The sequence below is a fragment of the Bradyrhizobium sp. USDA 326 genome (genome assembly GCF_049739485.1).
In the GTDB taxonomy this organism is placed as follows: Bacteria; Pseudomonadota; Alphaproteobacteria; order Rhizobiales; family Xanthobacteraceae; genus Bradyrhizobium.
On the sequence record NZ_JBMGQA010000001.1, the window covers coordinates 7,533,717 to 7,555,930 of the forward strand.

The 22,214-nt window shown below is 63.8% G+C and carries 21 protein-coding genes, 1 tRNA gene and 3 pseudogenes; 12 read left to right on the plus strand and 13 right to left on the minus strand.

Annotation, left to right across the window (positions count from 1 at the left end; genetic code table 11):
* Positions 1-14: 14 nt before the first annotated feature.
* The 8 genes from ABIG06_RS35805 to ABIG06_RS35840 all read right to left on the minus strand — a co-directional run bounded on the left by ABIG06_RS35805 (position 15) and on the right by ABIG06_RS35840 (position 7,198).
* Positions 15-824 (minus strand): SDR family NAD(P)-dependent oxidoreductase, encoded by an 810-nt coding sequence (locus ABIG06_RS35805; protein WP_370140376.1) that lies wholly within the window; start codon positions 822-824, stop codon positions 15-17.
* Positions 821-2,212 carry an MmgE/PrpD family protein gene (locus ABIG06_RS35810; RefSeq protein ID WP_370140377.1) on the minus strand — a complete coding sequence of 464 codons (1,392 nt, stop codon included), beginning with the start codon at positions 2,210-2,212 and terminating at the stop codon, positions 821-823. Before ABIG06_RS35810 ends, ABIG06_RS35805 begins: the two co-directional genes overlap by 4 nt.
* Positions 2,212-2,907: an ABC transporter ATP-binding protein gene (locus ABIG06_RS35815; protein WP_370140378.1), complete on the minus strand. Its 696-nt coding sequence runs from the start codon at positions 2,905-2,907 to the stop codon at positions 2,212-2,214. Before ABIG06_RS35815 ends, ABIG06_RS35810 begins: the two co-directional genes overlap by 1 nt.
* Positions 2,904-3,665 (minus strand): ABC transporter ATP-binding protein, encoded by a 762-nt coding sequence (locus ABIG06_RS35820; protein WP_370140379.1) that lies wholly within the window; start codon positions 3,663-3,665, stop codon positions 2,904-2,906. The genes ABIG06_RS35815 and ABIG06_RS35820 overlap by 4 nt, the downstream gene beginning before the upstream one ends.
* On the minus strand, positions 3,662-4,711 hold the full coding sequence (locus ABIG06_RS35825; protein ID WP_370140380.1) for a branched-chain amino acid ABC transporter permease: 1,050 nt from the start codon (positions 4,709-4,711) through the stop codon (positions 3,662-3,664). The genes ABIG06_RS35820 and ABIG06_RS35825 overlap by 4 nt, the downstream gene beginning before the upstream one ends.
* Positions 4,712-4,714: 3 nt before the next feature.
* Positions 4,715-5,581, minus strand: coding sequence for a branched-chain amino acid ABC transporter permease (locus ABIG06_RS35830; RefSeq protein WP_370140381.1), 867 nt, complete (start codon positions 5,579-5,581; stop codon positions 4,715-4,717).
* 10 nt (positions 5,582-5,591) lie between these two features.
* Positions 5,592-6,776, minus strand: a complete 1,185-nt coding sequence (locus tag ABIG06_RS35835) for an ABC transporter substrate-binding protein (RefSeq protein ID WP_370140382.1) — start codon at positions 6,774-6,776, stop codon at positions 5,592-5,594.
* Positions 6,777-6,883: 107 nt separating this feature from the next.
* Complete coding sequence (locus ABIG06_RS35840; protein ID WP_370140383.1) at positions 6,884-7,198, minus strand: hypothetical protein; 315 nt, start codon at positions 7,196-7,198, stop codon at positions 6,884-6,886.
* On the opposite strand from ABIG06_RS35840, the gene dctP reads away from it, so the two are divergent.
* From dctP to ABIG06_RS35865, 5 genes and pseudogenes are all read left to right on the plus strand, one after another.
* Positions 7,164-8,183, plus strand: coding sequence for a TRAP transporter substrate-binding protein DctP (gene dctP, locus ABIG06_RS35845; protein ID WP_370140384.1), 1,020 nt, complete (start codon positions 7,164-7,166; stop codon positions 8,181-8,183). The two genes, ABIG06_RS35840 and dctP, sit on opposite strands and share 35 nt — an antisense overlap.
* Before the next feature lie 11 nt (positions 8,184-8,194).
* Positions 8,195-8,698: a TRAP transporter small permease gene (locus tag ABIG06_RS35850; protein ID WP_370140385.1), complete on the plus strand. Its 504-nt coding sequence runs from the start codon at positions 8,195-8,197 to the stop codon at positions 8,696-8,698.
* Positions 8,699-8,801: 103 nt separating this feature from the next.
* Positions 8,802-10,085, plus strand: a complete 1,284-nt coding sequence (locus ABIG06_RS35855) for a TRAP transporter large permease (protein WP_370140386.1) — start codon at positions 8,802-8,804, stop codon at positions 10,083-10,085.
* Positions 10,086-10,123: 38 nt separating this feature from the next.
* A complete protein-coding gene (locus tag ABIG06_RS35860; RefSeq protein WP_370140387.1) occupies positions 10,124-11,647 on the plus strand; it encodes a class I adenylate-forming enzyme family protein in 1,524 nt (507 codons plus the stop codon).
* A gap of 70 nt (positions 11,648-11,717) precedes the next feature.
* Positions 11,718-11,978 (plus strand): annotated as a pseudogene (locus ABIG06_RS35865) (transposase); the annotation flags it as partial.
* Between the two features lie 108 nt (positions 11,979-12,086).
* On the opposite strand, the gene ABIG06_RS35870 reads toward ABIG06_RS35865, so the two are convergent.
* The 3 genes and pseudogenes from ABIG06_RS35870 to ABIG06_RS35880 form a co-directional block, all read right to left on the minus strand.
* Positions 12,087-12,160: transfer RNA gene (locus ABIG06_RS35870), tRNA-Gly, on the minus strand.
* A 344-nt stretch (positions 12,161-12,504) separates the two neighbouring features.
* Positions 12,505-12,709: pseudogene (locus ABIG06_RS35875) on the minus strand (hypothetical protein).
* 28 nt (positions 12,710-12,737) lie between these two features.
* Positions 12,738-12,923 carry a hypothetical protein gene (locus ABIG06_RS35880; protein ID WP_370140388.1) on the minus strand — a complete coding sequence of 62 codons (186 nt, stop codon included), beginning with the start codon at positions 12,921-12,923 and terminating at the stop codon, positions 12,738-12,740.
* Between the two features lie 199 nt (positions 12,924-13,122).
* Here ABIG06_RS35880 and ABIG06_RS35885 point away from each other — a divergent pair, with 199 nt between their 5' ends.
* A complete protein-coding gene (locus ABIG06_RS35885; RefSeq protein ID WP_370140389.1) occupies positions 13,123-13,503 on the plus strand; it encodes a YciI family protein in 381 nt (126 codons plus the stop codon).
* A 3-nt stretch (positions 13,504-13,506) separates the two neighbouring features.
* Here the strand turns inward: ABIG06_RS35885 and ABIG06_RS35890 are convergent.
* A pseudogene (locus ABIG06_RS35890) lies at positions 13,507-14,096 on the minus strand (TMEM175 family protein).
* Positions 14,097-14,222: 126 nt separating this feature from the next.
* Between ABIG06_RS35890 and ABIG06_RS35895 the strand changes: the two are divergent.
* The 5 genes from ABIG06_RS35895 (at position 14,223) to ABIG06_RS35915 (ending at position 20,359) form a co-directional block, all read left to right on the plus strand.
* Positions 14,223-16,280: an ATP-dependent helicase gene (locus tag ABIG06_RS35895; RefSeq protein WP_370140390.1), complete on the plus strand. Its 2,058-nt coding sequence runs from the start codon at positions 14,223-14,225 to the stop codon at positions 16,278-16,280.
* Positions 16,281-16,336: 56 nt separating this feature from the next.
* Positions 16,337-17,317, plus strand: coding sequence for an NADPH:quinone oxidoreductase family protein (locus ABIG06_RS35900; protein ID WP_370140391.1), 981 nt, complete (start codon positions 16,337-16,339; stop codon positions 17,315-17,317).
* Positions 17,318-17,412: 95 nt separating this feature from the next.
* Positions 17,413-18,444, plus strand: a complete 1,032-nt coding sequence (locus ABIG06_RS35905; RefSeq protein ID WP_370140392.1) for an LLM class flavin-dependent oxidoreductase — start codon at positions 17,413-17,415, stop codon at positions 18,442-18,444.
* Between the two features lie 382 nt (positions 18,445-18,826).
* Positions 18,827-19,696: an integrase arm-type DNA-binding domain-containing protein gene (locus ABIG06_RS35910; protein ID WP_424578552.1), complete on the plus strand. Its 870-nt coding sequence runs from the start codon at positions 18,827-18,829 to the stop codon at positions 19,694-19,696.
* A gap of 45 nt (positions 19,697-19,741) precedes the next feature.
* A complete protein-coding gene (locus tag ABIG06_RS35915; protein ID WP_424578553.1) occupies positions 19,742-20,359 on the plus strand; it encodes a hypothetical protein in 618 nt (205 codons plus the stop codon).
* A gap of 108 nt (positions 20,360-20,467) precedes the next feature.
* On the opposite strand, the gene ABIG06_RS35920 is transcribed toward ABIG06_RS35915, so the two are convergent.
* On the minus strand, positions 20,468-20,803 hold the full coding sequence (locus ABIG06_RS35920) for a hypothetical protein (protein WP_370140394.1): 336 nt from the start codon (positions 20,801-20,803) through the stop codon (positions 20,468-20,470).
* Between the two features lie 339 nt (positions 20,804-21,142).
* Here ABIG06_RS35920 and ABIG06_RS35925 point away from each other — a divergent pair, with 339 nt between their 5' ends.
* Positions 21,143-22,135: a hypothetical protein gene (locus ABIG06_RS35925; RefSeq protein ID WP_370140395.1), complete on the plus strand. Its 993-nt coding sequence runs from the start codon at positions 21,143-21,145 to the stop codon at positions 22,133-22,135.
* The last annotated feature ends 79 nt before the right edge of the window (positions 22,136-22,214 follow it).

Below are 22,214 nucleotides of genomic sequence, written 5' to 3' on the forward strand. Positions count from 1 at the left end.
CACGCATATCCGGTTCAGGACTTGTCCTGCCCGTTGTCGGCGACCAGCACCGCGCCATTGACGAAGCTGGCGCGGTCGGACAACGCGAAGACGATCAGGTTGGCGAGCTCTTCCGGCGTGCCCCAGCGCGTATTGCGCATCGAATTGTTCTCCGACCAGCGCTTCCGTTCGGCTTCCGCCTCTTCCGGACTCAGATTTCGTTTGGCCAGCTCGCGTTCCCATTTCGCGAAGCGCTCCGGCGTGGTGACGAAGCCGGGAACGACGCAGTTGACACGGATGTTCTGCGGTCCGAATTCGTTGGCGAGGATCTTGGAGAAGCGAATCTCGGCCGATTTTGCCGGCCCCGTGCACGACGACAGGAATGGCGGCATCGTCACCATGATCCCGGTCTCGCCTGCGACATTGACGATGCTGCCGCCGTTCTGAGCGACCATGATCGGAATAATGCGCTGGCAGATCCGGAACTGGGCAAAGAAATTGATCGCCATGCCATATTGCAGTTCCTCGTCGGTCACCTCCAGGAACGGCTTGTAGGTGCCAGTGCCGGCATTGTTGACGAGGATATCGATGCGGCCGAGACGGTCGCGCGCGACCTGCGGCAGTCGCTCGATCTGCTTGAGGTCAGTGACGTCGAGGGAGAAGGTTTCGACCTTGACTCCGGTCGTCTTCTCGACGTCCTCACGGCATTCGGCAAGCGCATCTTCACGCCGCGCACAGACCAGCACCTTGACGCCCTCCTCCGCCAGCAAACGCACGGTCTCGAGACCGATGCCCTTGCTGCCGCCGGTGACGATGGCCGTCTTGCCTTCAAGTCCGAGCTTCATGTCCTGCTCTCTTTGGTTGATCCGGTCAGCCGGTCGAGCAATGCACGGATCGGCATCGATCCACCGTTGCCGGCGGCGGCAAGGACGTCCGCGGCAAGGCGTCTTGCCTCGGCTGCCGGCATTCCCGCGCCGGACAGACGGCTCTCGAACACATCGGCCCCCTGCGTCTCGTCCTGGAACACGAGAATCTTCGGCGCCTCGCGCGAGCTGCGGCGATGGCGCGTGCCATCCTGCATCTCGATCTCCACGGTCGCATCGAGATGCGTGCCGATATCGTCGGGCTCGACCGTCGTCTTCGCGACGAGCGCCATGATCTCCGGATCCTGGCGGTGCTCGATGCCCATCTCGTAGTCCAGCCGACCGTAGCGGAGCATGGCAGCGACCGCGAAGGCGGTGCTGGCCTGGGTCTGCACGGTCCTCGTGAAAGGCCCCTTGAACGACGTGCCGGGATATTCCGTATAGGGGCGCCAGATCGTGACCGTGATCCGCTTCACCAGGGACAGATCGATGCCGTCGCGGTGGACCGCATGGGCCGCGAGCACGGCGGACATGTTGTCGCCGAGGGTGGCGAAGGGTTTGGCCATGATGCCGATCATCGTTGCAGCATCGGGAGCCTCGCGCCATTGGTCGGGCGCGTGCTCGAGGCCGGCAAGCGAACGCAACAGGCCTTTCGGGCCTTCCAGCGCATCCGGCGCACCCTGGACGCCGCGTGCCGCGAGTTCGGCCGCGACGAGGCCACCGTGGGCGGCGCGACCGTTCTGGAGGCGCCATTCGTCCGAGCCGCAACGCACCGGCTCGAGCGTGCCACCGGTCGTGCAGGCCGAGATCGCTATAGCATTCGCGGCCTTTGCAGCATCGAGCCCGAGCAGGACGGCGCCCGCCGCGGCGGCGCCGATGGTGCCGAAGGTCGGACTGGTGCGCACGCCCCGGCCGATGAGACCGCGAGCAACGGTTTCGCCGGCGCCGAGCCATTTGAGGGTGGCATAGCCGGTTGTGAGCGCCTTCAGCACGATGCTTAGCGGCGCGTCCAGCGTCTCGCCCAGCGACACCGCGACCGGCGAAATCAGCGATCCCGGATGGGTCCAGGAATCGTGATCGGTATCGTCCTGGAAATGCGCATGAACGGCGATGCCGTTGGCAAGCACCGCCTCCGACAGGGCCGCCTGCTTGCCGTCGGCCCAGATGCGCGCGGTCCGTGGACCTTGCGGAACCTGTGTCGTCATCGATCGCGCAGCGACGGCCGTCGGCTCGCCACGTGCGGCAACCGCGAGTCCGAGAGAGTCGAGCAGGCAGATGGCGGCCTTGGTCGCGACGTCGGGAGCAAGCTCGGTGGTCGCCGCCGCTGAGGCAAATGCGCCCAGGCGGGCGGTGGCATTCATCGCCGCCATCAGAGATACTCCTCGGCCAGCGCCACGTCGCGAATTTCGTCAGCGGTGCCGCTGCGCCGGATTTCGCCGCCGCGCATGACATAGCCTCGCGTTGCCAGCTTCAACGCCGGGCGAGCCATCTGCTCGGTGACTAGAATGGTCGTGCCACAGTTCTGCATATGCCGGATCGCCTCGCTGATCTGCGCGATCCAGACCGGTGCGAGCCCCAGGAAAGGCTCGTCCAGCAGCAGCAGCTTGGGGAAGGAACTCATCGCGCGGGCCAGAGCGACGATCTGCTGCTGACCGCCGGACAGTTGCCCGGCCGGCTGGTCGGCACGTTCCTGCAGGATGGGAAAGATGCCACAGAGCCAGCTCCATGCTTCGCGCTGGGCCGCACGGCCGCGCCCGCAGGCACCGCTCAGAACATTGTCGGCGACCGACATGGTTGCGAACACGCGACGGCCTTCGGGCGAGTAGCCCATTCCGGCGCGAGCACGCCCATCGCACGACACGGCGCTGATGTCCGCGCCCGAGAAGCGCATGCTGCCGCGCGACGCCGGTACCAGCCCGATCACGGCATTGATCAGGCTCGACTTGCCGGCGCCGTTGGCGCCGACCAGCAGGACCGTCTCCCCTTCGGCAACGTCGATCGAGACGCCACGGATCGCCGTGATGCCGCCGTAGCGGACTTCGAGGTCTTCCACCGCCAGCATCATGCCGCTTCCTCGTCCACCGCGCCGAGATAGGCGTCGATCACGTCCTTCCGCGCCAGCACCTCGACGGGAGCTCCTTCGGCCAGCACACGGCCGGAATCGAGCACCATAATCTTCGGGCAGAGGCGGCGCACGAGATCCATGTCGTGCTCGACAATCAGCACGCCGCAGCCGAGCTCCGTCCTCACATGTCGAACAAAGGCATCGAGCCGGAGGCGTTCCCGCCGCTCCAGACCGGCCGCCGGTTCGTCCAGCAGCAGCACCTTCGGCCGGACCGCGCAGGCGAGAATGAGACCCAGCATCTTCTGCAGCCCGTAAGGCAGCTTGTCGCTCTGCTCGTCGAGCTGCTGTCCGAGCTCGAATTCGTCGATCAACGGTGCGATCGTCTTCCAAATCCGTTCGCCGCCGCCGCTGAAACGTACCGCGCGAGAGATGTTTTCACGGACCGTTGCCGTACGGAAGGTATTCGTCTGCTGAAAGCTGCGGACGATTCCCATGCGGCTGACGGCATGAAGCGGCTTACCCGTCATCTCCTTGCCGTCCAACCGAACATTTCCAGCTGTCGGTGGCAGCATCCCGCAAATGACGTTGATCAGCGTAGTCTTGCCGGCGCCGTTTGGTCCGATGACGCCGAGCACTTCACCGGGCGCGATGGTAAAGCTGATGCCGTTGAACACATGCAGCCCGCCAAAGCGCTTGGAGATCGAAACGACTTCGAGGCGCGCGCCGCCGCGCGTGAGATCCACGGGTTGGACCGTCATTGCAGTGGCTCCATCGCATTCGGCACGCTCAGCGTTGGAGAGGACTTCGGAGAGTAGGACGAAGACGGAGACGACGGCGCCGGTGAACCCAAGCGGACGCCGAGGCGATAGATCGTCCCGGCGATGCCGTCGCGCGCCACCAGAACCACCACGACGATCAGGAATCCGAACAGAAACTGGGAATACTCCCCGCGCAACGCGAAGATGTCCCCCGCCCAGATCAACAATGCGCCGCCGACGATCGGACCAAGCATGCTGCTCTTTCCGCCGATGATCGCATAGGCGATGTAGTTCACCGACGAGAGCGCGCTGAACGACGTTGGATGCGCGGTCAACAGCATGTTGACCAGTGCGAAACCCGCGAGTCCCGACACACCGGCCGCGATGGCAAAGCCGAACGCCTTGTAATGCCAGACGACGAGCCCGAGGCTCTGGGCAAGCAGTTCGTTTTCATCGATGGCCGCGAAATGCTGGCGCAGGCGGCGGGTGACCACCGCGGTGACGAGCGAACCGGCCAGGGCCAGACCGATGGTTACCAGCAGCACCGCCCGGTTGTCGCCGAGCTCGATGCCGAAGAACGTCACGGCAGGCATGCCGACGAGACCGTTGGCGCCGCCGGTCCATCCGGGCGTTTCGAACAGGACCAGTTGCGTTATCTCGGTAATGACGAACGTGACGAGAACGAAGTAGACCCCGGTCAGCCGCAGCACCAGTGCGCCGAGCGGCAGCGCAGACAGTGCCGGCACGATGAAGCTTGCGAGGCTGAGCAGCAGGACATCGGTCACACCATGGCGAAGCCCGAGGATCGCCACCGTATAGCCACCGATCGCCATGAAGGTCGGCACCGCGAAGGTCATCAGATTCATGCGCAGCATGATGTAGACGCTGAAGGCCGCCGTGATTGCGATCAGCATCTGGTTGACCAGCGAATAGACCATCGGATTCTGTGTGATCCACGGGACCACGAAGACGGAGGCGATGACGAGCACCCCCGCCGTCTCGGCGGCGCCTCCGCCGCGTGTCATGGATCGCGCGAGCTGGATCATGGTTCAGGCTCCCCGGAGCCGGTGGCCGAACAGCCCCGAGGGCTTGACCACCAGCATGATCAACACGAGCACGAAAAGCGCCAGCGCGCCTTTCGAGCCGCCGAGATAGACGGCCGAGAACGCCTCCACCATGCCGACGAGGAAGGCCGCCACGGTCGCACCGCCGACGCTGCCGAGGCCGCCGAGAATGACGATGAGGAAGGATGTCGCCAGCACGGGATCGCCGATATGCGGCGCCAGCGAGAGAATCGGCGTGACCAGCGCACCCGTGAGTCCGGCCAGCCCCGTGGCCAGCGCGAAGGCCGCCGGGAACAGGACCGTGGGACGCAGCCCCTGCGCCGTTGCAACGGCGCGATCATCCGCGAGTGCGCGCAACGCACGCCCGAAGTCGGTATGATAGATCAGGCCGTAGACGGACAGGATCGCGACGACGCAGACACCGAGCACTACCAGATTTTCGATCGGCAGATAGAAGCCGCCACCGCGAATGACGCCGGTCAGGGGAAAGCTGAAGGAAGGCGATTGCGGCCCGAACATCACCAGGATGCCGCTCGACATCATCATGTAGAGCCCGAGCGTCAGCATCAGCGTCGCCAGATGATCGTCGATCAGACGGTCCAGCACGAAACGCTCGAACAGATATCCGAGCGCCGTCGTGCCCAGCGCCGCACCGACCACCGCCAGTCCGTAGGGCACGCCGAGATAGGTCACCAGCGAATATGCGAGATAACCTCCAAGAACATAGAAGCCGCCATGCGCGAAGTTGACGACGCCGAGGATGCCGAAGATCAGGGTGAAGCCGAGGGCGAGCAGCGCATACTGCGCACCCAGGCTGATGCCGATGAGGCCGGTGGCGACGAAGCCCTGCACTGGAGAACCGCTACTTGCCGCCGGCCGCTTCGACCCGCATCGTCGGCTGCGGCTTGCCATTGGTCACAAGGCCGACGCCGAAGGGGAACGACAGTTCCTGGTTGATGCCGAAGAACTCCTGCCCGATCCAGTGACCTGCCCCGAGATTCGGATCGCTCACCGGCAATGCGCGCAGCGCTTCGGCAACCTTGGCCGTATCGGTCGTTCCCGCCTTGGCGATGGCCTTGACCACCATGCGAGCGCCCGACACCCACTGGAAGAACAGATTGTTCTCGGGCCGCTCGCTGCCCATCAGCTTCTTGTAATCCTCGGCGATCTGCAGCGTCTTTTCGTCGATGACGACGGGCTCGTACCAGTAGAAGTCCTTCAGGACATCGTCGCCGCCGGCGACACGGGAGATTTCGCCGTATCCCGGCCCGCCAAGGCGTCCGATCGGCCCTTCGAAGCCGGCCTGGCGCAATTGCTTGACCAGGATGCCGGCATCGCCGGGCGGTGACGAAGCGAGATCGACGGCCTCGGGCTTGGCATTCATGACGCGGGTGACGATCGGCCCGAAATTGGTGGTGCCGCGCTGATAGTATTCCTCGGTCGCGGCAATTCCGTTCTTCTTGTAGGCATCGGCATCGACGCTTGCGATGTCCGTGCCGCCCTGGTCGTTCGGGGCGACGAGCACGACGCTCTTGATGCCGAATTTCTGCTTGGCGATCTTGATGATCGGGTCGGCCCAGCCCGAGGGGCCAGGACCGACGTGGAAGACCAGGGGCAATTGCGGCGACAGCGCATCCTTGGCGTAGCCGTTGCCCATCACCAGCATCGAATTGCGCTTGGCAATCGGCTTCACGCCGGTGAGTTCGGGCGAGCCGATCGGACCGAGGATGAACTTGACACCCTGCCCCGCCAGGGCGTTGGCCGCAGCGGCGGCGCCTTCGGCGGTATACTTGCTGTCGATGGCAACGACGTTGACCTTGCACGGCGCGCCGCCGATCTTGATCAGACCGTCCCTGTTGGCCTCCGCGGCGACGAACTCCACCGCGCCTCGCAAGGCAAGGCCCCACTGCGCAGCGGGTCCCGACAAAACGCCAACCACCCCCAACGTCAATTCCTGTTCAGCGGCAATCGCCAGGCCGTTCGAACCGGCAAGCACTGCACCAGCGGCCGCTCCAGACAACAGCAGGTCTCTACGCGTGATCCTCATGACGTTCCCCACCTGATTTTTCTACGGCTGTCTCGCCGCGTTTTTCTGAATGAAAGCTCGCAAGATGGCCTTCGAGACCATCCGCGCTCCACTCAGCGCGGCGCAAGCTAGGCGGAGAAAATGCGGCTGTCAATGAAACGTTTCATTGAAACTGAGCGCGCGTCCGCCAATGCCAAGAAGAAGTCAGCCAAATTTTTTTGCGGAATTCCGCTTTTTTTGCCACGCACAAAACCGCGTCCGATCCTGTCAGCATTTGCCACCCATTCCTCAAACGATCCTCGGACGAAAAACCCGGCCAGATATATGAAACGTTTCACTTGAAACCGCCGGGCTCTCCCGCTACCGTTCAGGCCTGCTGCACAAAAAAAACGATCGGGGAGAAAATCGATGATGCGACGCGCCGTGATGGCCGTGCTTGCCATCTTTGCCGTTCAGTACAGCCAGGGAGCCGCAGCCGAAGCACAATTCAAACTGCGAGCGTCGCTCGACACGTCGGCGACACACGGGCGGACGGTGGCCGTCGGCGATTATCTGAAGAAGCTGCAGGAGAAATCCGGCGGCAGGATCGAAACCGAACTGTTCCACAGCGGGCAATTGTTTCGCGACCGCGATGTGGTGAAGGCGCTGCGTCAGGGCGCCGTCGAGCTCGCGGTCCCCGGCACCTGGGTGCTGACCGCCTTCGTGCCCGATGCCGACGTCTTCCAATTGCCGGCCTTCTACGGCCAGCCCTACCCGGTCGTCTACGCCGCCGCCGACGGCAAGATCGGCGAGATCATCAACAAGCAGCTGGAAAGCAAGCTCGATGTCAGGCTGCTCGGTCCCTGGCTGCAGCTTGGCTATCAGAACACCTACAGCACCAGCAAACCGATCCGCGACTTTGCCGATCAGGCCGGCATGAAGATCCGCAACTCCGGCGGCGCCGGGCAATCGGCCCGCGCCAAATTCTTCAACGCCTCGCCGAACGTGACGGCATGGCCCGATGTCCCGCTGGCGCTCTCGCAAGGCACCTTCGACGGCCTAAGCTCCACCGACGAGAGTCTTGCCAGCGCCAAGCTGTGGGAATCCGGCGTCAAGTACGGATTCGAAGATCACTCGTTCGTCGGGTTCTACGTGCCGATGATCAGCGAGAGCTTCTACAAGAAATTGCCGCCGGATCTGCAGGCGATGGTCATCGACGTCTGGCGGGACAACATTTCGGAGTACCGCCGCAGCATGGAAGCGGCGCAGAGCGAGGCGCGGCAGACGTTGGAGAGGAACGGCATCGTCTTCGTGTCGCCGACCGAAGGCGCTCTTGCGGACGTCCGGTTGAAGATGCTGCCGTCGCAGGACGGCGTCGCCAAGGAATTGCGGATTTCGCCTGCCCTCCTCCAGCAGGTGAAGTCGGATATCGTGACCGCCGGGCATTGATCCGCAATCCCATGATGAAGGTCTGGAACAGGATCGAACTCCTCCTGATCGGGGTTCTGGGCGCGCTCGCGCTGACGGTCGGCACCTTTCAGGTCATCGGCCGCTACGTGAACAAGAATTTCGCGTTCATCTACGGCGAGGAGGTCGTCATCTATCTGACGGTCTGGGCCGTCTTCCTGGCGTCGAGCCAGCTGGTCCGGACCGACGGCCATGTCAGGCCCGACGTCGTCCTGCGGCTGCTGCCGCCGCACGGACAGAGATGGGTCGAAGCTTTCAACTGCTGCGTCGCGATCGCATTCTGCGCCGGCCTCGCCTATTGCGGCTTCGAGGTCGCCGACGTCGCCCGCAGCCTCGACGAACGCAGCATCACCGGCCTCGAATTCCCGATGTGGATCTACTATTCGGCGATCCTGACCGGCGCCGTGCTCATGCTGCTGCGCTACGTCATCAAACTCTACCACCTCGTCTTCCGCTTCGATCCCGCCACCATGATCGTCGCCGTTCACGATCACTGAGCGGACGGCGACGCCTGGGCGCTGCCTGCGGCCAATCTGAATTCGTCAACCAACTGCCGCGGCCCGGACCGGGATGCCGCCAGTTCCAGCGAGAACCGACGCGATGTGGACCCTGCTCTTCCTGCTGATGTTCTTCGGGCTGCTCTGCGCCGGAATGCCGATCTTCCTGGTGCTCGGCCTCTGCGCAGCGGTCCTTTTCGGCTTCAGCGGCCAGCCCATGGTGGCGATTGCGCAGAAGATCGCCGACGAGATGAACTCGAGCACCCTGATGGCTTTGCCGCTGTTCGTGATGGCGGCCGCCTTCATGCGTCGCGGCGGCGTCGCCAAGGCCCTGGTCGACGTCGCGATCGCCTGGTTCGGACAATTGCACGGCGCGCTCGGCCTCGTCACCGTGGTGTCGTGCACGCTGTTCGCCGCCATCTGCGGCTCGTCGGTCGCGACAGCGCTTGCGATGGGCACCATTCTGGTGCCGGCGATGATCGAACGCGGCTATCCCCGTCACTTCGCGCTTGGCGTGGTCGGCGCCTCCGGCACGATCGGCATCGTCATTCCGCCCAGCCTGTCGCTGATCCTCTACGGGCTGATCGCAGAACAATCCGTTCCGCGGCTGTTCCTGGCCGGCATCCTGCCGGGCCTGCTCCAGGCCGTCATGTTCTTCGGCTGGGTGTTCTATTATTCCTATCGCTACGAGCTGCCGCGCGAGCCGGCCGTGCCGCGCGCCAAGCTGATCGCCATGACCCTCAATGCCCTGCCCGCGCTCTGCGTCCCGTTCATCGTGATGGTCGGAATCTATGGCGGGCTGATGACGGTGACGGAAGCCGCCGCCATCTCCGCAACCGTGGCGCTGCTCGTCAGCCTGTTCTTCTACCGCGGCTTTCAGCTCAACCAGACACTTGAGGTCATCGCCGAGGCGATCAAGAGCGCGGCCACGATCATGATCATCGTCGCAACCGCATTGGCTCTCGGCCACTGGATGACAGATTCTGGCATCCCCGCATCGCTGGTGAAGTTCACGCTCGATAACCAGCTTCACCCCTGGCAATTTCTCCTCGCCATCAACGTGCTGCTGCTGGTGCTGGGCTGCTTCCTCGAAGTCGCCGCCACGCTGCTGGTGGTGATGCCGATCCTGGCACCCGCGCTGAATCCGCTCGGCATCGACCCCGTCCATTTCGCGATCGTCTTCACCCACAACATGGAGATCGCCCTGGTTCATCCGCCGGTCGGGCTGAACCTCTACGTGCTGGCGACGATCTCGACGGCACCAGTCACCGAAGTCGTGCGCGGCGTGCTGCCGTTCCTCGGCCTGCTGCTGTTGTGCCTGGCGATCATCACCTACGTGCCGCAGCTCTCGCTTTGGCTGCCCAACCTGGTCTACGGGCCGGGCTAACGTTGATCGTCGAGCGCGATCCGGACATGGAGCAGACGATGAAATCGATCCACTGGAGCTCGGAGTTTGCCACACTTGCACTCCGCTACCGCGAAAGGCCCGCGGTGATCGACATTACCGGCATGACCACTTACGGGGACCTATTTGCGAAAGCCGCCGGCGTCGGACGTGCGCTGACCATCGCCGGCGTCGGTCCGGGCGACGCAGTGGCAACGTTGTTCCGCAACGGCGCCGATGCCGTCGCGGCGACCTTCGGCGTAATGATGGCGGGTGCCGTCGAAGTCCCGATCAATCCAGCGCTCAGCGCAGCCGAACGGGACTATTGTTGCGCGGTCGCCGACGTCCGCCTGCTGGTCAGCGGCGCGGGACTGGCCAGGGACATCGGCGCCGACGGGCCCGCGGTGCTGAATATCGAGAGCGTTGAGCAAGCCACGATCGATCCGGCCGCTTTCCCGCGCGTCGCAGGCGACGCGCCTGCGCGCGTTGTGTTCACGTCCGGTACCACCGGTCGCTCGAAGGGTGCGGTTCACAGTCAGATCGGCCGCTGGACGGCGAACATCCTGCTTCGGGCGAATCTGCCATTCCAGCCCGACGCCGGCAGCAACGTGCTCCTCATGACGCCGTTCTCCCACGGCTCCTCGCTCATGACGCACGCCTACCTGTCGTCGGGAGCGTCCGTGACGCTGCTCGACGGTGTCGCCCCACCGACGGTCCTCGGCATCCTCGAGCGGGGCGAATGCGATGCGATGTTTGCGCCGCCGACCGTGCTCGCGAAGATCGTCGCGGCCGCCGGCGAGCGCAGGTTCTCGTCGTTACGCACGATCTTTTGCGGCACGGCGGTCCTGAAGCCGACGCTCTACGCGCGCGCGAGGAAGATGTTCGGCCCGGTGGTGCGCGTGACTTACGGCAAGAGCGAGGTTTTCAATCCGATCACCGTGCTCGAGGCCAACGAGACCGAGAACTGGTATGCGTCCGGCGGGGATGATGCCTGTGTCGGCTGGCCGGCATCCGGCGTCGAGATCGTCATTCGCAACGAGGCAGGCGAACGCGTTGCGCCCGGAGAGAGCGGCGAAATCCTGATTCGTGCGCAGCACCTCATGATCGGCTACCGCACCGAAGCGGGTTTCAGTCCGCTCGAGGCCGACGAATTCCACGACACCGGGGATCTCGGATATTTCGATGCGGCTGGCCGGCTTCATCTCACCGGCCGCATGGCCGACGTCATCAAGTCCGGCGGCTACAAGGTGGCGCCGGACGAGGTCGAGCGGCTGCTCGCGCCGGCGCTCCAGCCGTCCGAAGTGGCCGTGGTCGGAATTCCATCGGACTATTGGGGTGAGGTTATTCTTGCCGCCGTCGAGAATCCTCCCGTTGACTGGGAAGGACGTCTCCAGGCAGCGGCGAAGACCATGACGGACTACAAACGCCCTCGTCTCATGATCGCGCTTGATGAGCTGCCTCGAAATGGAGTCGGCAAGGTCCTTCGTGGAGCCATCCGCGCTGATCTGCTCTCCCGCTTCAGGATCACAGGTGGCCGGCGGCCACGGCTCGAGCCACGCGACTAGGACGGGATGTGTGTTGCTGCCGGTTTGATGGACACCGAGATCAGGTGTTTCATGAAGCCGGAGGTGGGCGATGAAGAGACGGAAGTTCAGTCGCGAGTTCAAGATCGAGGCGGTCAAGCTGGTTAGGGAGCGTGGGGGTGTCGGTGGCGCAGGCCGGGCGCGACCTGGATGTCCATGAGAACGTTCTGCGCAAATGGGTGAAAGAGTTCGGGTCCGATCGGTGCAGGCCTTTCCCGGCCACGGGCAGATGAAGCCGGAGCAGCAGGAGATCGAGCGGTTGCGCCGTGAGGTCGCCAAGTTAAAGGCCGAGCGGGATATCCTAAAAAAGGCCGCAGCCTTCTTCGCGAAGCAAGCGAAAGGAAAGTGAACGCTTGTTAGAATGAAAATGCGCGGCTTGCCAGAATGTGAAGGCCTTGACGCGCTATGCCATTGAAATCATTGGAGCGGGTGAAGGGAATCGAACCCTCGTATTCAGCTTGGAAGGCTGCTGCTCTACCATTGAGCTACACCCGCATCACGGGCTCCCTAACACGGCCGGGCGGCGGTCTCAACTGCCGAGGAGGTCGCTTTCCCGGCTCTCACAGACTTTGCGGACCGGCCCGGTTCCTCCGAACCCGCTTCCCCTTAACAGCGGCGGCAAGGCTGCCTATATTGATGTTTCCCGAAACCAACGAAAGGAGGTGATCCAGTGTCTTATCTCAAGCGCTGTCACCTCGCTGGGATCGCCCGCTGAGCCTTGACTAAAGGCTTGGCATCGGGGCGCTCTCAGCCCTGGACCAGCGAGCAAGAAATCGGGCGCGACGGGGCCTCCCCGCCGCGCCTTTTCCTTGCGATGTCCTTGTAGCCGGCACGCCGGGTCAGCCGGCGCGAAGCCGCTCGCGCAGCGCGACGGCGGCGATCAGCAGGCGGACGCACCAGGCCACGACGGCGCGGTGCGGCTCCCCGCCAAGCAGCACCGTGAAGAGGCTCATCGGAAGGCCACGGCGCGATGGCCTTTCCCGTCCGCCTCATCAGTGCGAGCAGGAACGGCATCGCCGCGATCGATATTTGCAGGACGTTCATTTTGAACGACCGGCTCGTCGAGGGGGGCTCAGACGCCGCAGATGTTGAGCGCGCGCGGCCGTTTGCCGCGCCGGCTCTCCGCGATCCGCTCGCCGCCGTTCTCGGCCGAACTTCCATAGTAGCGGTGATGGCCGGCCTGGTCATGCAGGTCGGCCGGCTCCGACTGTCCCGCCCGCCGCGCGTCGCAGATGATCTTGATGGTTTGACCCGACATTGCCGCCTCCAGCAAAAAGCTTGTCGTTTGTGGTCCATCAGTCGCGACCAGTTCCGGCGGCGTTCACATGGCAAGGCCGCAATCGGGTTTCAGGACCGTTTCGCCGCTTGCCGGCCACGCAATATTTTGCTTCGGAATTGTCGGCACGGGCTGCCGTGCCACGTCCTTGGGACTTGCGCAGAAAAGAAACGAGGTGACGATGCTGTACGCCATCCTGGCCTATCACGTGGAAGACGAAGTCTTGTCCTGGACGCCGGAGCAGGACGCCGCGGTCGTCGCCAAAGTCATCGAGGTTCAGGCGCCCCTTCGGGCAACCGGGCAGTTTGGGCCGGCGGCCCGTCTGGATGAGACCCGAAAGGCCCGCACCTTGCGGGGCCCCGGCGCGGGAATGGTGCTGGACGGGCCGTTTGCCGAGACCAAGGAACAGCTTCTGGGCTTCCACCTTTTGGAATGCGCCACCGAGGATGAGGCGATCGCGGCGGCGCGAAAGCTGCGTGCCGTCAATCCGACGGCGGTCTACGAAATCCGCCCGGTCAAGCTTTACGTGCCAGCCGATGGGTTCGGCGCAACATCCGGATGAGTCCTACGCGCCCGGCCCGGTCCGCTTGGGAAGGAAGCGTTGGATCACGATGCCGCCGAAAGCGATGAACCACAGGAAGGGTGCGACCTGCGGCGCGAAGACCGCAACGATCGTGCCCGGAATGAACACCAGCAGCGGAACAGCGAGGCCATGATTTCGTTGCGCCAGCCGCCGAGGATCGTCCACCACAGCCAGGCGTTGAGGCCGGCGATCGCGGTCAAATGCAGGCCGTAGAGCACGGCGACGGCACTGCTCATGCCGTAATTGGTGTAGAGGCCGTTGGTGACCGGCAGCAGCACGATCGAGAGCAGAAAGAACAGGTTGAGGATCACGTCGCCGCGGCTGCCGACCGGCTGGCGCGCCAGCCGGCGGTGATGGCTGATCCAGAACACGCCGGCGATGATGAAGCTGAGCGCAAAGCCTATCAGCTTGCCCGAATAGACCCGGGCAAGATCGTTCCAGTCCGGCGCGCTGGTGAACACTGCGGCCTTGGGCAGATCATAGGCGAGAAGCGTCATGCCGACACCGAAAATGGTGTTGCTCAGCGATTCCAGCCGCCGCATCTCGAACTGGTGGGGCTTGAGCTCGGTCATGTCGGGAGCACGTTCTCGGGGTGGAACCTTGGACCGTCTTCCCCTAAATCCTAAACTCGCCCCCGTCCAGCTGCATTGCGATTTGCGCCGGGATCGCCGACTCTCACCCTTTCACCGGGGCGATTCGTGGCGACATATCTGGACACGCTCAATGCGGAGCAGCGCCGCGCCGTGGAGCATGGCGTGGCCGAGGGCTCGACCGTGGGCGGCCCCCTGCTCGTCATCGCCGGCGCAGGCTCCGGCAAGACCAACACGCTGGCCCACCGCGTTGCGCATCTGATCGTCGCTGGCAGCGATCCCCGCCGCATCCTGCTGATGACCTTTTCGCGCCGCGCTGCGGCGGAGATGGCCGGCCGCGTCGAGCGCATCTCCCGAAAGGTGCTCGGCGAGACCAACGCCGCGATCATGCGCGATGCCCTCACCTGGGCCGGCACCTTCCACGGCATCGGCGCGCGGCTCCTGCGCGAATATGCCGAGCGGATCGGCCTCGATCCCGCCTTCACCATCCACGACCGCGAGGACTCTGCCGACCTGATGAACCTGGTGCGGCACGAGCGCGGATTGTCGAAGACGGAGTCCCGCTTTCCGGCCAAGGGCACCTGCCTGTCGATCTATTCCCGCTGCGTCAATGCCGAGATGGAGATCGAGAAGGTGCTGGGAGTGCACTATCCCTGGTGCAGCGGCTGGGCGGCCGAGCTGAAGGGCCTGTTCGCCGCTTACGTCGAGGCCAAGCAGGCCCAGCACGTGCTCGATTACGACGATCTGCTGCTCTGCTGGTCGCAGATGATGAGCGATGCGCTGATCGCGGAAGAGATCGGCGGCCGCTTCGATCACGTGCTGGTCGACGAATATCAGGACACCAACCGTCTGCAATCCTCGATCCTGCTGGCGCTCAAGCCCGACGGGCGCGGCCTCACCGTGGTCGGCGACGATGCCCAGTCGATCTATTCGTTCCGCGCCGCCACCGTGCGCAACATCCTGGACTTTCCGCAGAGCTTTTCGCCGCGCGCCGAGATGATCACGCTCGACCGCAACTACCGCTCGACGCAGGCGGTGCTGGCGGCGGCGAACGGCGTCATCGGCCTCGCCCGCGAGCGCTTCACGAAAAACCTCTGGACCGACCGCACCTCCGGGCAGAAGCCGCAGCTCGTCACCGTGCACGACGAGGCCGACCAGGCGCGCTACATCGTCGAGGCGGTGCTGGCGAACCGCGAGCAAGGCGCGCTGCTCAAGCAACAGGCGGTGCTGTTCCGCACCTCCTCGCATTCGGGTCCGCTGGAGATCGAGCTCACCCGCCGCAACATTCCCTTCGTCAAGTTCGGCGGGCTGAAATTCCTCGACGCCGCACATGTCAAGGACGTACTGGCCCTGTTGCGCTTTGTCGAAAATCCGCGCGACCGCGTTGCCGGCTTTCGCATCCTGCATCTGTTGCCGGGCATCGGCCCCGCGACCGCGCAGCGCGTGCTCGACGGGATGGCGGAGAGCACCGATCCGCTTGCCGTGCTCGGCCGGCTCCCGGTGCCGGCGCGCACCGGCGACGACTGGACCGACTTCGTCCGCACGGTCGAAAATCTGCGCTATTCGGAATGGCCGGTCGACCTCGAACGCGTGCGGCTCTGGTACGAGCCGCATCTCGATCGCATCCATGAGGATTCCGAGACGCGCCGCGCCGATCTGATGCAGCTCGAGCAGATCGCGAGCGGCTATGTCTCGCGCGAGAAATTCCTGACCGAGCTCACGCTCGATCCGCCGGATGCGACCAGCGACAAATCCGGACCTCCCCTGCGCGATGAGGACTACCTGATCCTCTCCACCATCCATTCCGCCAAGGGCCAGGAATGGAAATCGGTGTTCGTGCTCAACGTCGTCGACGGCTGCATGCCGTCCGATCTCGGCGCCGGCACCAGCGCCGAGCTCGAGGAGGAGCGCCGCCTGCTCTATGTCGCGATGACCCGTGCCAAGGACGATCTCCACCTGGTCGTACCACAGCGCTTCTTCGTCCACGGCCAGGCCGCCAAAGGCGACCGCCACGTCTACGCCTCGCGCACCCGCTTCATCCCGGAGCAGCTGGTCTACTTGTTCGAGCGCACGGCATGGCCGAAGGCCGCGCCCGGCGCAGCGCGCACCTCGGCGCAGGGACCGAAAATCGACATCGGGGCGAAGATGCGCGGGATGTGGCGGTAGACACAAGAGGCTGATATCGGCACCTGTCAGGATAACTCGAGCAACAGAGGTCCGACATGAAAGCCGTCGTCGTCGAGCAATATGCCCCCATCGATCAGATCGAGTTGAAGGAGGTCCCTCGCCCGGTTGTCGAGCCTGGGCAGCTACGCATCCGGGTGGAAGCTGCCGGAATCGGTTTCGTCGATGGCTTGAAGATCGAAGGACGCTATCAGACCAAGGACCCCCTGCCCTTCATTCCCGGGACGGAGTTCGCGGGCGTGGTGACGGACGCGCCCGGCGCACCCGGCGGTTATCATCCCGGCATGCGCGTGATGGGGATGACGCGCTCGGGCGCGCTTGCCGAGGAGATCGTCGTCAGCCCCGCAGCGCTCCATCCCCTGCCGGACGGCGTCGCGCCCGAGGTCGCCGCCTCGTTTCGCGCCAATTATCTCACCGCGCTCTATGCGCTCAGTGCACGCGCCTCGCTCTGCGCAGGCGAACAGCTGCTGGTTTTGGGCGCGGCTGGGGGTACGGGAATCGCAGCCGTGCAGATCGGAAAGCTGCTCGGCGCCCGCGTGATCGCGGCGGCATCGACGCCCGACAAGCGTGAGTTCGCTCAACAACACGGCGCCGACGCCGTGATCGACTATACCCAGGCCGGCTGGCGCGACACGCTGAAGGGCTTGACCGGAGGACACGGCGCCGACGTGATCTTCGACCCTGTCGGCGGCGAGATCTCGGTGCAGGCCTTTCGCTCCATCGCCTGGCGCGGCCGTCATCTCGTGGTCGGGTTTGCCGCCGGCACCATCCCCGCGCTGCCATTCAATCTGCCGCTGCTGAAAGGCGGCGCCCTGCTCGGCGTCGACCTTGCGCAGATTCCAACGCGCGAGCCCGACGTGCAGAAGCGCCTGATGTCACAATTGACGGGCTGGCTCACCGACGGCCAGCTGAAGCCCGTGGTCGGCCAGGTCTTCGCCCTCGAGGATTTTCGCGAGGCATTCAAGACGATGCAGGCGCGCTCTGCGCTCGGCAAGATGGTGGTGCGGATCGCGCGGTAGTATCCACAAACGGAAACCGAGCAATTCCGCCCGTGCGCTTGTGACCGGGCCGCGGTCCCTTAGATTTGGCCGATCCTCCCACAGAGACCTGATCGATGACCGCACCGCTTGAATTCGGACTGGATACCTTTGGCGACGTCACGAGAGATGCGTCCGGCGCCATGCTCCCGCATGCGCAGGTGATCCGCAACATCGTGGACGAAGCCGTGCTGGCCGACGAGCTCGGCCTCGACTTCATTGGCCTTGGCGAACACCACCGGGCTGACTTCGCGATCTCCTCGCCCGAGACGGTGCTCGCGGCGATCGCATCGCGCACGAAGCACATCCATCTCGGCTCGGCCGTGACGGTGCTCTCCTCGGACGATCCGATCCGCGTGTTCCAGCGCTTTGCCACGCTGGATGCACTATCAAATGGTCGCGCCGAGGTGATCCTCGGCCGCGGCTCGTTCACCGAGTCCTTTCCGCTGTTCGGCTTCGACCTGCGCAAATATGAGGAGCTGTTCGAGGAGAAGCTCGATTTGTTCGCCGCGCTCTTGTCGCAGCAGCCGGTGACCTGGGAAGGCAAGCTGCGCCCGCCGCTGCGGGACCAGTTGGTCTATCCGCCGGTCGAGAACGGCACGCTCAAGACCTGGATCGGCGTTGGTGGCAGCCCGCAATCGGTGGTGCGCGCCGCGCATTACGATCTGCCCTTAATGCTCGCCATCATCGGCGGCGATCCCTCGCGCTTTGCGCCTTACGTCGAGCTCTATCATCGCGCATTCAAGGAATTCGGCCGCCCGGCCCAGCCGATCGGCGTGCATTCGCCGGGCTACGTCGCCGAGACCGATGCGCAGGCGCGCGAGGAGCTATGGCCCGACTATAAGGCCATGCGCGACCGCATCGGCAAGGAACGCGGCTGGCCGCCGATGGGACGCGACGAGTTCGTCAGCGAGGCCGAACATGGCTCGCTCTATGTCGGCTCGCCGGAAACGGTGGCGCGGAAGATCGCGAAGACGGCGAAGGCGCTCGGCATTTCACGGTTTCAGTTGAAGTACTCGGCGGGAGCTTTGTCGCATGAGAAGCTGATGCGGAGCATCGAGCTCTATGGGCGGAAGGTGGTGCCGATGGTGCGGGAGATGATGGGGTAGCGTGCTTTTGAGACCGTCTCTGTCCGCCTACGCCCTGCGGGCTACGGCGTGACAGCCTTCGCTCACTTCGCGCCACGAACACCTATTGCTGGCTTGCCGAGCCGAAGCTCGCGAAGCGAGCGAAGGCTGGTGGGGGAGGCAGGACTCGAACCTGCGAAGCCATGAGGCGGCTGATTTACAGTTACCGTAGGTCACAAAACTCAGCTCCCGAAGAAGCTCCGAGAGGGCAGTGTTTCGCGATTTGCTTCCCTATAGATTTCAACGCGTTAACTGAGAATCGGCGTCATCTGGGTAAACCGCAGGCGCCTATGTTGACTTGAGTGCCTGAAGGCCATTCTGTGACCCAGCCTTTCCCACCAAGTTGGTGTGACCCGGGGGACAGATGCCAACCTTGATTACCGCCTCGACGCTGAAGGCCGCATTTCGCGACCAGCGCCAAAGCGAACGCTACGACGTTTCGGACACACGGATCAACGGCTTGCAGCTTCGCGTGAAGCCGACATCGGTGCGCTGGTCGGTGCGCGTCCGACTGCATGGCGAGCAGAAGCGCTATGATCTGGGTCCCGCCGTTGAGGGCGATCAAAACATCGAGGGGCTGTCGCTGCCGGGCGCGAGAGCCCGCGCCATGCGGGTCTGTGAAATGGCGCGCAACGGGCACGACCCGGCCACCTTTCTCGCAGCGATTGCCGGCGGCGTGTCGATTGAAACCCAATTGAAAATCAAAGCCGAGAAGCCGAAGCCTTCGTGGACATGGCAGAAAGCCAAGCAGGAGTTCTTGGCCGAGATCAAGCGCTCCCGGCGCGAAGATACACACCGTGATTATCGCGGCAAGCTGCTGCCAAAGGAGCTCGCACGCTTCGAAGACCGGATGGTCAACTGCATTACCCGCAATGAGGTGGCGGCGGCGATCGCGGACGTACACTCGCGTGGAGCCGAGGCCATGGCCGAGGGCATGGTGCGCGTCATTAAGCGTTTCTGGAGCTGGCTTGCGGAGGCCGTCCGGCAAGACCAAACCAATGTAGCAGACGGCGTCATGATGAAATTGTACGCCCCTCCCCGCACCCGCGTCGAAATCGGCGAGCAGGCATTCGATCCGGAAGATGAAAAGGGCGATGCACCGCCAGAAATCGAGATTGGCCGCGCACTGGTGATCGCGCGCCAGGGATATTTCCCGGAGCGCATAGGCCTCGGCATCGAGCTCCTGATCGGTACGTGCCAGCGTCGGCGGGCAATCACCGGCGCCAACAGGTGACGCTTCCGGACTTATCCAGAAGCCAACCACGAGACGGTCTGGTTCGTGCCGCCGTTCTTCCGAAAGAGTGGCACGAAGCGGGGCAAGCGCTCGCACCTAGTGCCCTGCGTCGGCTTCGCCTCGCGCGCCGCAGTGCGCCTCGACAGGCTATCGGACTTCGAGGGCTCCGAAGGCTGGCTGTTTCCGGCCGCCGGACACACAAAAGCCGACCGTCCGCACGCTGAGAGCGGTCTCTTCAACGACTATTTCGCAGCCATGCCGCTTGTCAGCATGTCGCCGCACCGGATTCGCTACGCCTTCGCGACCTACGGCGAACGCGACCTCGGGTTCAAGCCAGGCGAAGCTGCCGTAGTCCTAGATCACATGGAAGGCGTCGAACCCAACGACGTCACGGGATCGTTCTACAGCAGCGATCCGCAAATCTCGCGCAAGAGGCAGATGATGCTGGCCTGGGTTAACTGGTGCGAAAGCTGGGCTGAACGCGCGATTGCCGCAGATCCTCTGCTTCTGGATAGAGATTACATGATGGAGATGATCTTTCGTCTGCGCTACGGCGAGGTGCGACTGGAGCGCCGCATGGAGACCCGAGAGAAGACCGGTTTGCCTCTGTGGGGAGCCGCCGTTACGACAGCTACTGCGGACCTGGCTGAAGCCGCCAAGTAGTCATGTCGTCCCGCCATCCGGCACGCTCAGATGTTTCCATGCACACGTTAACTCGCCGCTGGCAGAGCGTGTAGCCCCGACGAGAGGCTAGAACGGAAGCCCGCGAAGTTAGCATCTCGTTTGAGTAAAAATAAACGGATCGAACAATCCATCGCGATCGTTACGGATGTAGAAGTTGCCACGGCGGGGCTGCTGCCTCCCGCTGTCGCGTGCAGAGGCATGGAGATCTGCTTGCGGATAGGCTGCGGGTCCATCGTCGAGCAGGTCGTCGATCCCGGAGCGCTGGCGCAAGTGAGCAATGGCGACGGCTCCATTTTGTGCGTCCGTGTCGAGAAATGCATCTGATACACCGCGCCCGGTGAGACTCTCGAAATTAACCAGAGAGTCCACCGAGTGAGGTGTGGCTTCGCAACACTCGCTTGACTTTTTCTGCGGCGCGACCATTTTGTCAGAGGCTCCCTGGCACGAGGCCTGGAGATTAGCGCGTACCCGGTGCGTACGCGCTGACGGAGCAGACCCGCGCGGGGTGCCGGCCCCGATTACGCGGAAGGTTGGCCGGAGCAGCGGCCATCATCTTTCTCCCAGTCTTTTTTGGACCGTGCAGCTAGGCGCATCCGCTTGGATCGCGCCACGGCGCGCGGGGGGACGTATTCGCCGGCACCGAGCCCGTCTCTTCTCCAAGCCCATCCCCCTTACTCCTTCGTGTCGCGGAAGCCCTTGGGAGCTTCCGGAAGGACTTCCGGAAGCGGCCAGCTACCGGAAGCTACCGGTAGGAGCCTGAATATGACTTTAGAGGAAGCACTTCAGAAAGTCGCGGAGCTGAAGCCACGCCAGCAGCACAAATATGAAGAGGTCCGTAGCGCCTTTCTGCTGGCACGGGACCAAAAAAGGCTGATGGGATCGACCGCTCGGGTCACCCATGAGGAGGTGCGCCAGCTGTGCAAGGGGCGTTCGACAGGGACGGTCGCGAAATATTTGCTCCTGGTCGAGACGATAGAGACGGCCAACGGCGATGACGACGAGAGCCATCGCCCTGAGCAGGCTTCGTCGGTGAACAATCCGCTGGCCGCCATTGTGAACAAGGCGCTCGACAACCTCCACGCCGCGGTCGCCGCTCTCCCTTCGGCCATCGCCGAGTCAGACGACGCGCTCAGCAAGGAGATTGCGGATCGCTTTCAGGCTCTGCTTGATCACCAGACTGCCAAATCGGAAATCGCCCTCGCGGAGAAGGATGCCCGCATCGCCGACCTTGAATCGGCATCTTACGATTCAGGCGATGAGGCCGAAGAAAGCCAGTCGCAGGTCGACGACCTTACGGCTGCTTTGGCGAGCGCCAAGACCGAACGCGACGCGGCGATCGTGCAAGCCGATGAGATCAGGCAAACCCTTGAGCTCGATCGCACACGGCTTTCCTCCGCTTTGGAACAGATTCAGGCCTTGAAAACCGCCGAGACCACGCTGTCGGCCGAGCTTTCGCAGCTACGGGACGAACGAAAGACGCTTCTCGCCGATGCGGCTCGCGCGGCGGAGCTGGAAGCCGAGCTAACGGTCCTGACTAATCATGCCGCCAACCTGGAGCAGGACGTCAAGCGGCTGCAGGTCATCACCAACGAAGCCGAAGACCGCCATCAGCGCGAACACGAAGCGTTGCGGGCCACCTACAACCACGACCTCGAGCTCGAGCGCCAGCGCAACTCCAAGCGGGAAGCAGAGTTCTTCCGCCTGCTCGCGCGCGCCGTCGACCGCGAGAGCGAAACGCAGGAGAGCCTATCGTGATGTCCGCAATCGGGCTGAACGGAGAGGCATCTGCTGTCCGCCTTCAGCGCCAGGTAAATCGGGCGAACAAAGACTGAGA

What these genes read in the sequence shown, in the direction of transcription:
- ABIG06_RS35860 (WP_370140387.1), top strand. Translation starts at nt 10,124, where the DNA reads ATGAAATCGATCCACTGGAGCTCGGAGTTTGCCACACTTGCACTCCGC.
- ABIG06_RS35825 (WP_370140380.1), bottom strand. Translation starts at nt 4,711, where the DNA reads ATGATCCAGCTCGCGCGATCCATGACACGCGGCGGAGGCGCCGCCGAG.
- ABIG06_RS35805 (WP_370140376.1), bottom strand. Translation starts at nt 824, where the DNA reads ATGAAGCTCGGACTTGAAGGCAAGACGGCCATCGTCACCGGCGGCAGC.
- ABIG06_RS35885 (WP_370140389.1), top strand. Translation starts at nt 13,123, where the DNA reads ATGCTGTACGCCATCCTGGCCTATCACGTGGAAGACGAAGTCTTGTCC.
- ABIG06_RS35880 (WP_370140388.1), bottom strand. Translation starts at nt 12,923, where the DNA reads ATGTCGGGTCAAACCATCAAGATCATCTGCGACGCGCGGCGGGCGGGA.
- ABIG06_RS35855 (WP_370140386.1), top strand. Translation starts at nt 8,802, where the DNA reads ATGTGGACCCTGCTCTTCCTGCTGATGTTCTTCGGGCTGCTCTGCGCC.
- ABIG06_RS35820 (WP_370140379.1), bottom strand. Translation starts at nt 3,665, where the DNA reads ATGACGGTCCAACCCGTGGATCTCACGCGCGGCGGCGCGCGCCTCGAA.
- ABIG06_RS35810 (WP_370140377.1), bottom strand. Translation starts at nt 2,212, where the DNA reads ATGGCGGCGATGAATGCCACCGCCCGCCTGGGCGCATTTGCCTCAGCG.
- ABIG06_RS35815 (WP_370140378.1), bottom strand. Translation starts at nt 2,907, where the DNA reads ATGATGCTGGCGGTGGAAGACCTCGAAGTCCGCTACGGCGGCATCACG.
- ABIG06_RS35910 (WP_424578552.1), top strand. Translation starts at nt 18,827, where the DNA reads ATGCCAACCTTGATTACCGCCTCGACGCTGAAGGCCGCATTTCGCGAC.
- ABIG06_RS35840 (WP_370140383.1), bottom strand. Translation starts at nt 7,198, where the DNA reads ATGGCAAGCACGGCCATCACGGCGCGTCGCATCATCGATTTTCTCCCC.
- dctP (WP_370140384.1), top strand. Translation starts at nt 7,164, where the DNA reads ATGATGCGACGCGCCGTGATGGCCGTGCTTGCCATCTTTGCCGTTCAG.
- ABIG06_RS35835 (WP_370140382.1), bottom strand. Translation starts at nt 6,776, where the DNA reads ATGAGGATCACGCGTAGAGACCTGCTGTTGTCTGGAGCGGCCGCTGGT.
- ABIG06_RS35925 (WP_370140395.1), top strand. Translation starts at nt 21,143, where the DNA reads ATGACTTTAGAGGAAGCACTTCAGAAAGTCGCGGAGCTGAAGCCACGC.
- ABIG06_RS35850 (WP_370140385.1), top strand. Translation starts at nt 8,195, where the DNA reads ATGATGAAGGTCTGGAACAGGATCGAACTCCTCCTGATCGGGGTTCTG.
- ABIG06_RS35900 (WP_370140391.1), top strand. Translation starts at nt 16,337, where the DNA reads ATGAAAGCCGTCGTCGTCGAGCAATATGCCCCCATCGATCAGATCGAG.
- ABIG06_RS35920 (WP_370140394.1), bottom strand. Translation starts at nt 20,803, where the DNA reads ATGGTCGCGCCGCAGAAAAAGTCAAGCGAGTGTTGCGAAGCCACACCT.
- ABIG06_RS35905 (WP_370140392.1), top strand. Translation starts at nt 17,413, where the DNA reads ATGACCGCACCGCTTGAATTCGGACTGGATACCTTTGGCGACGTCACG.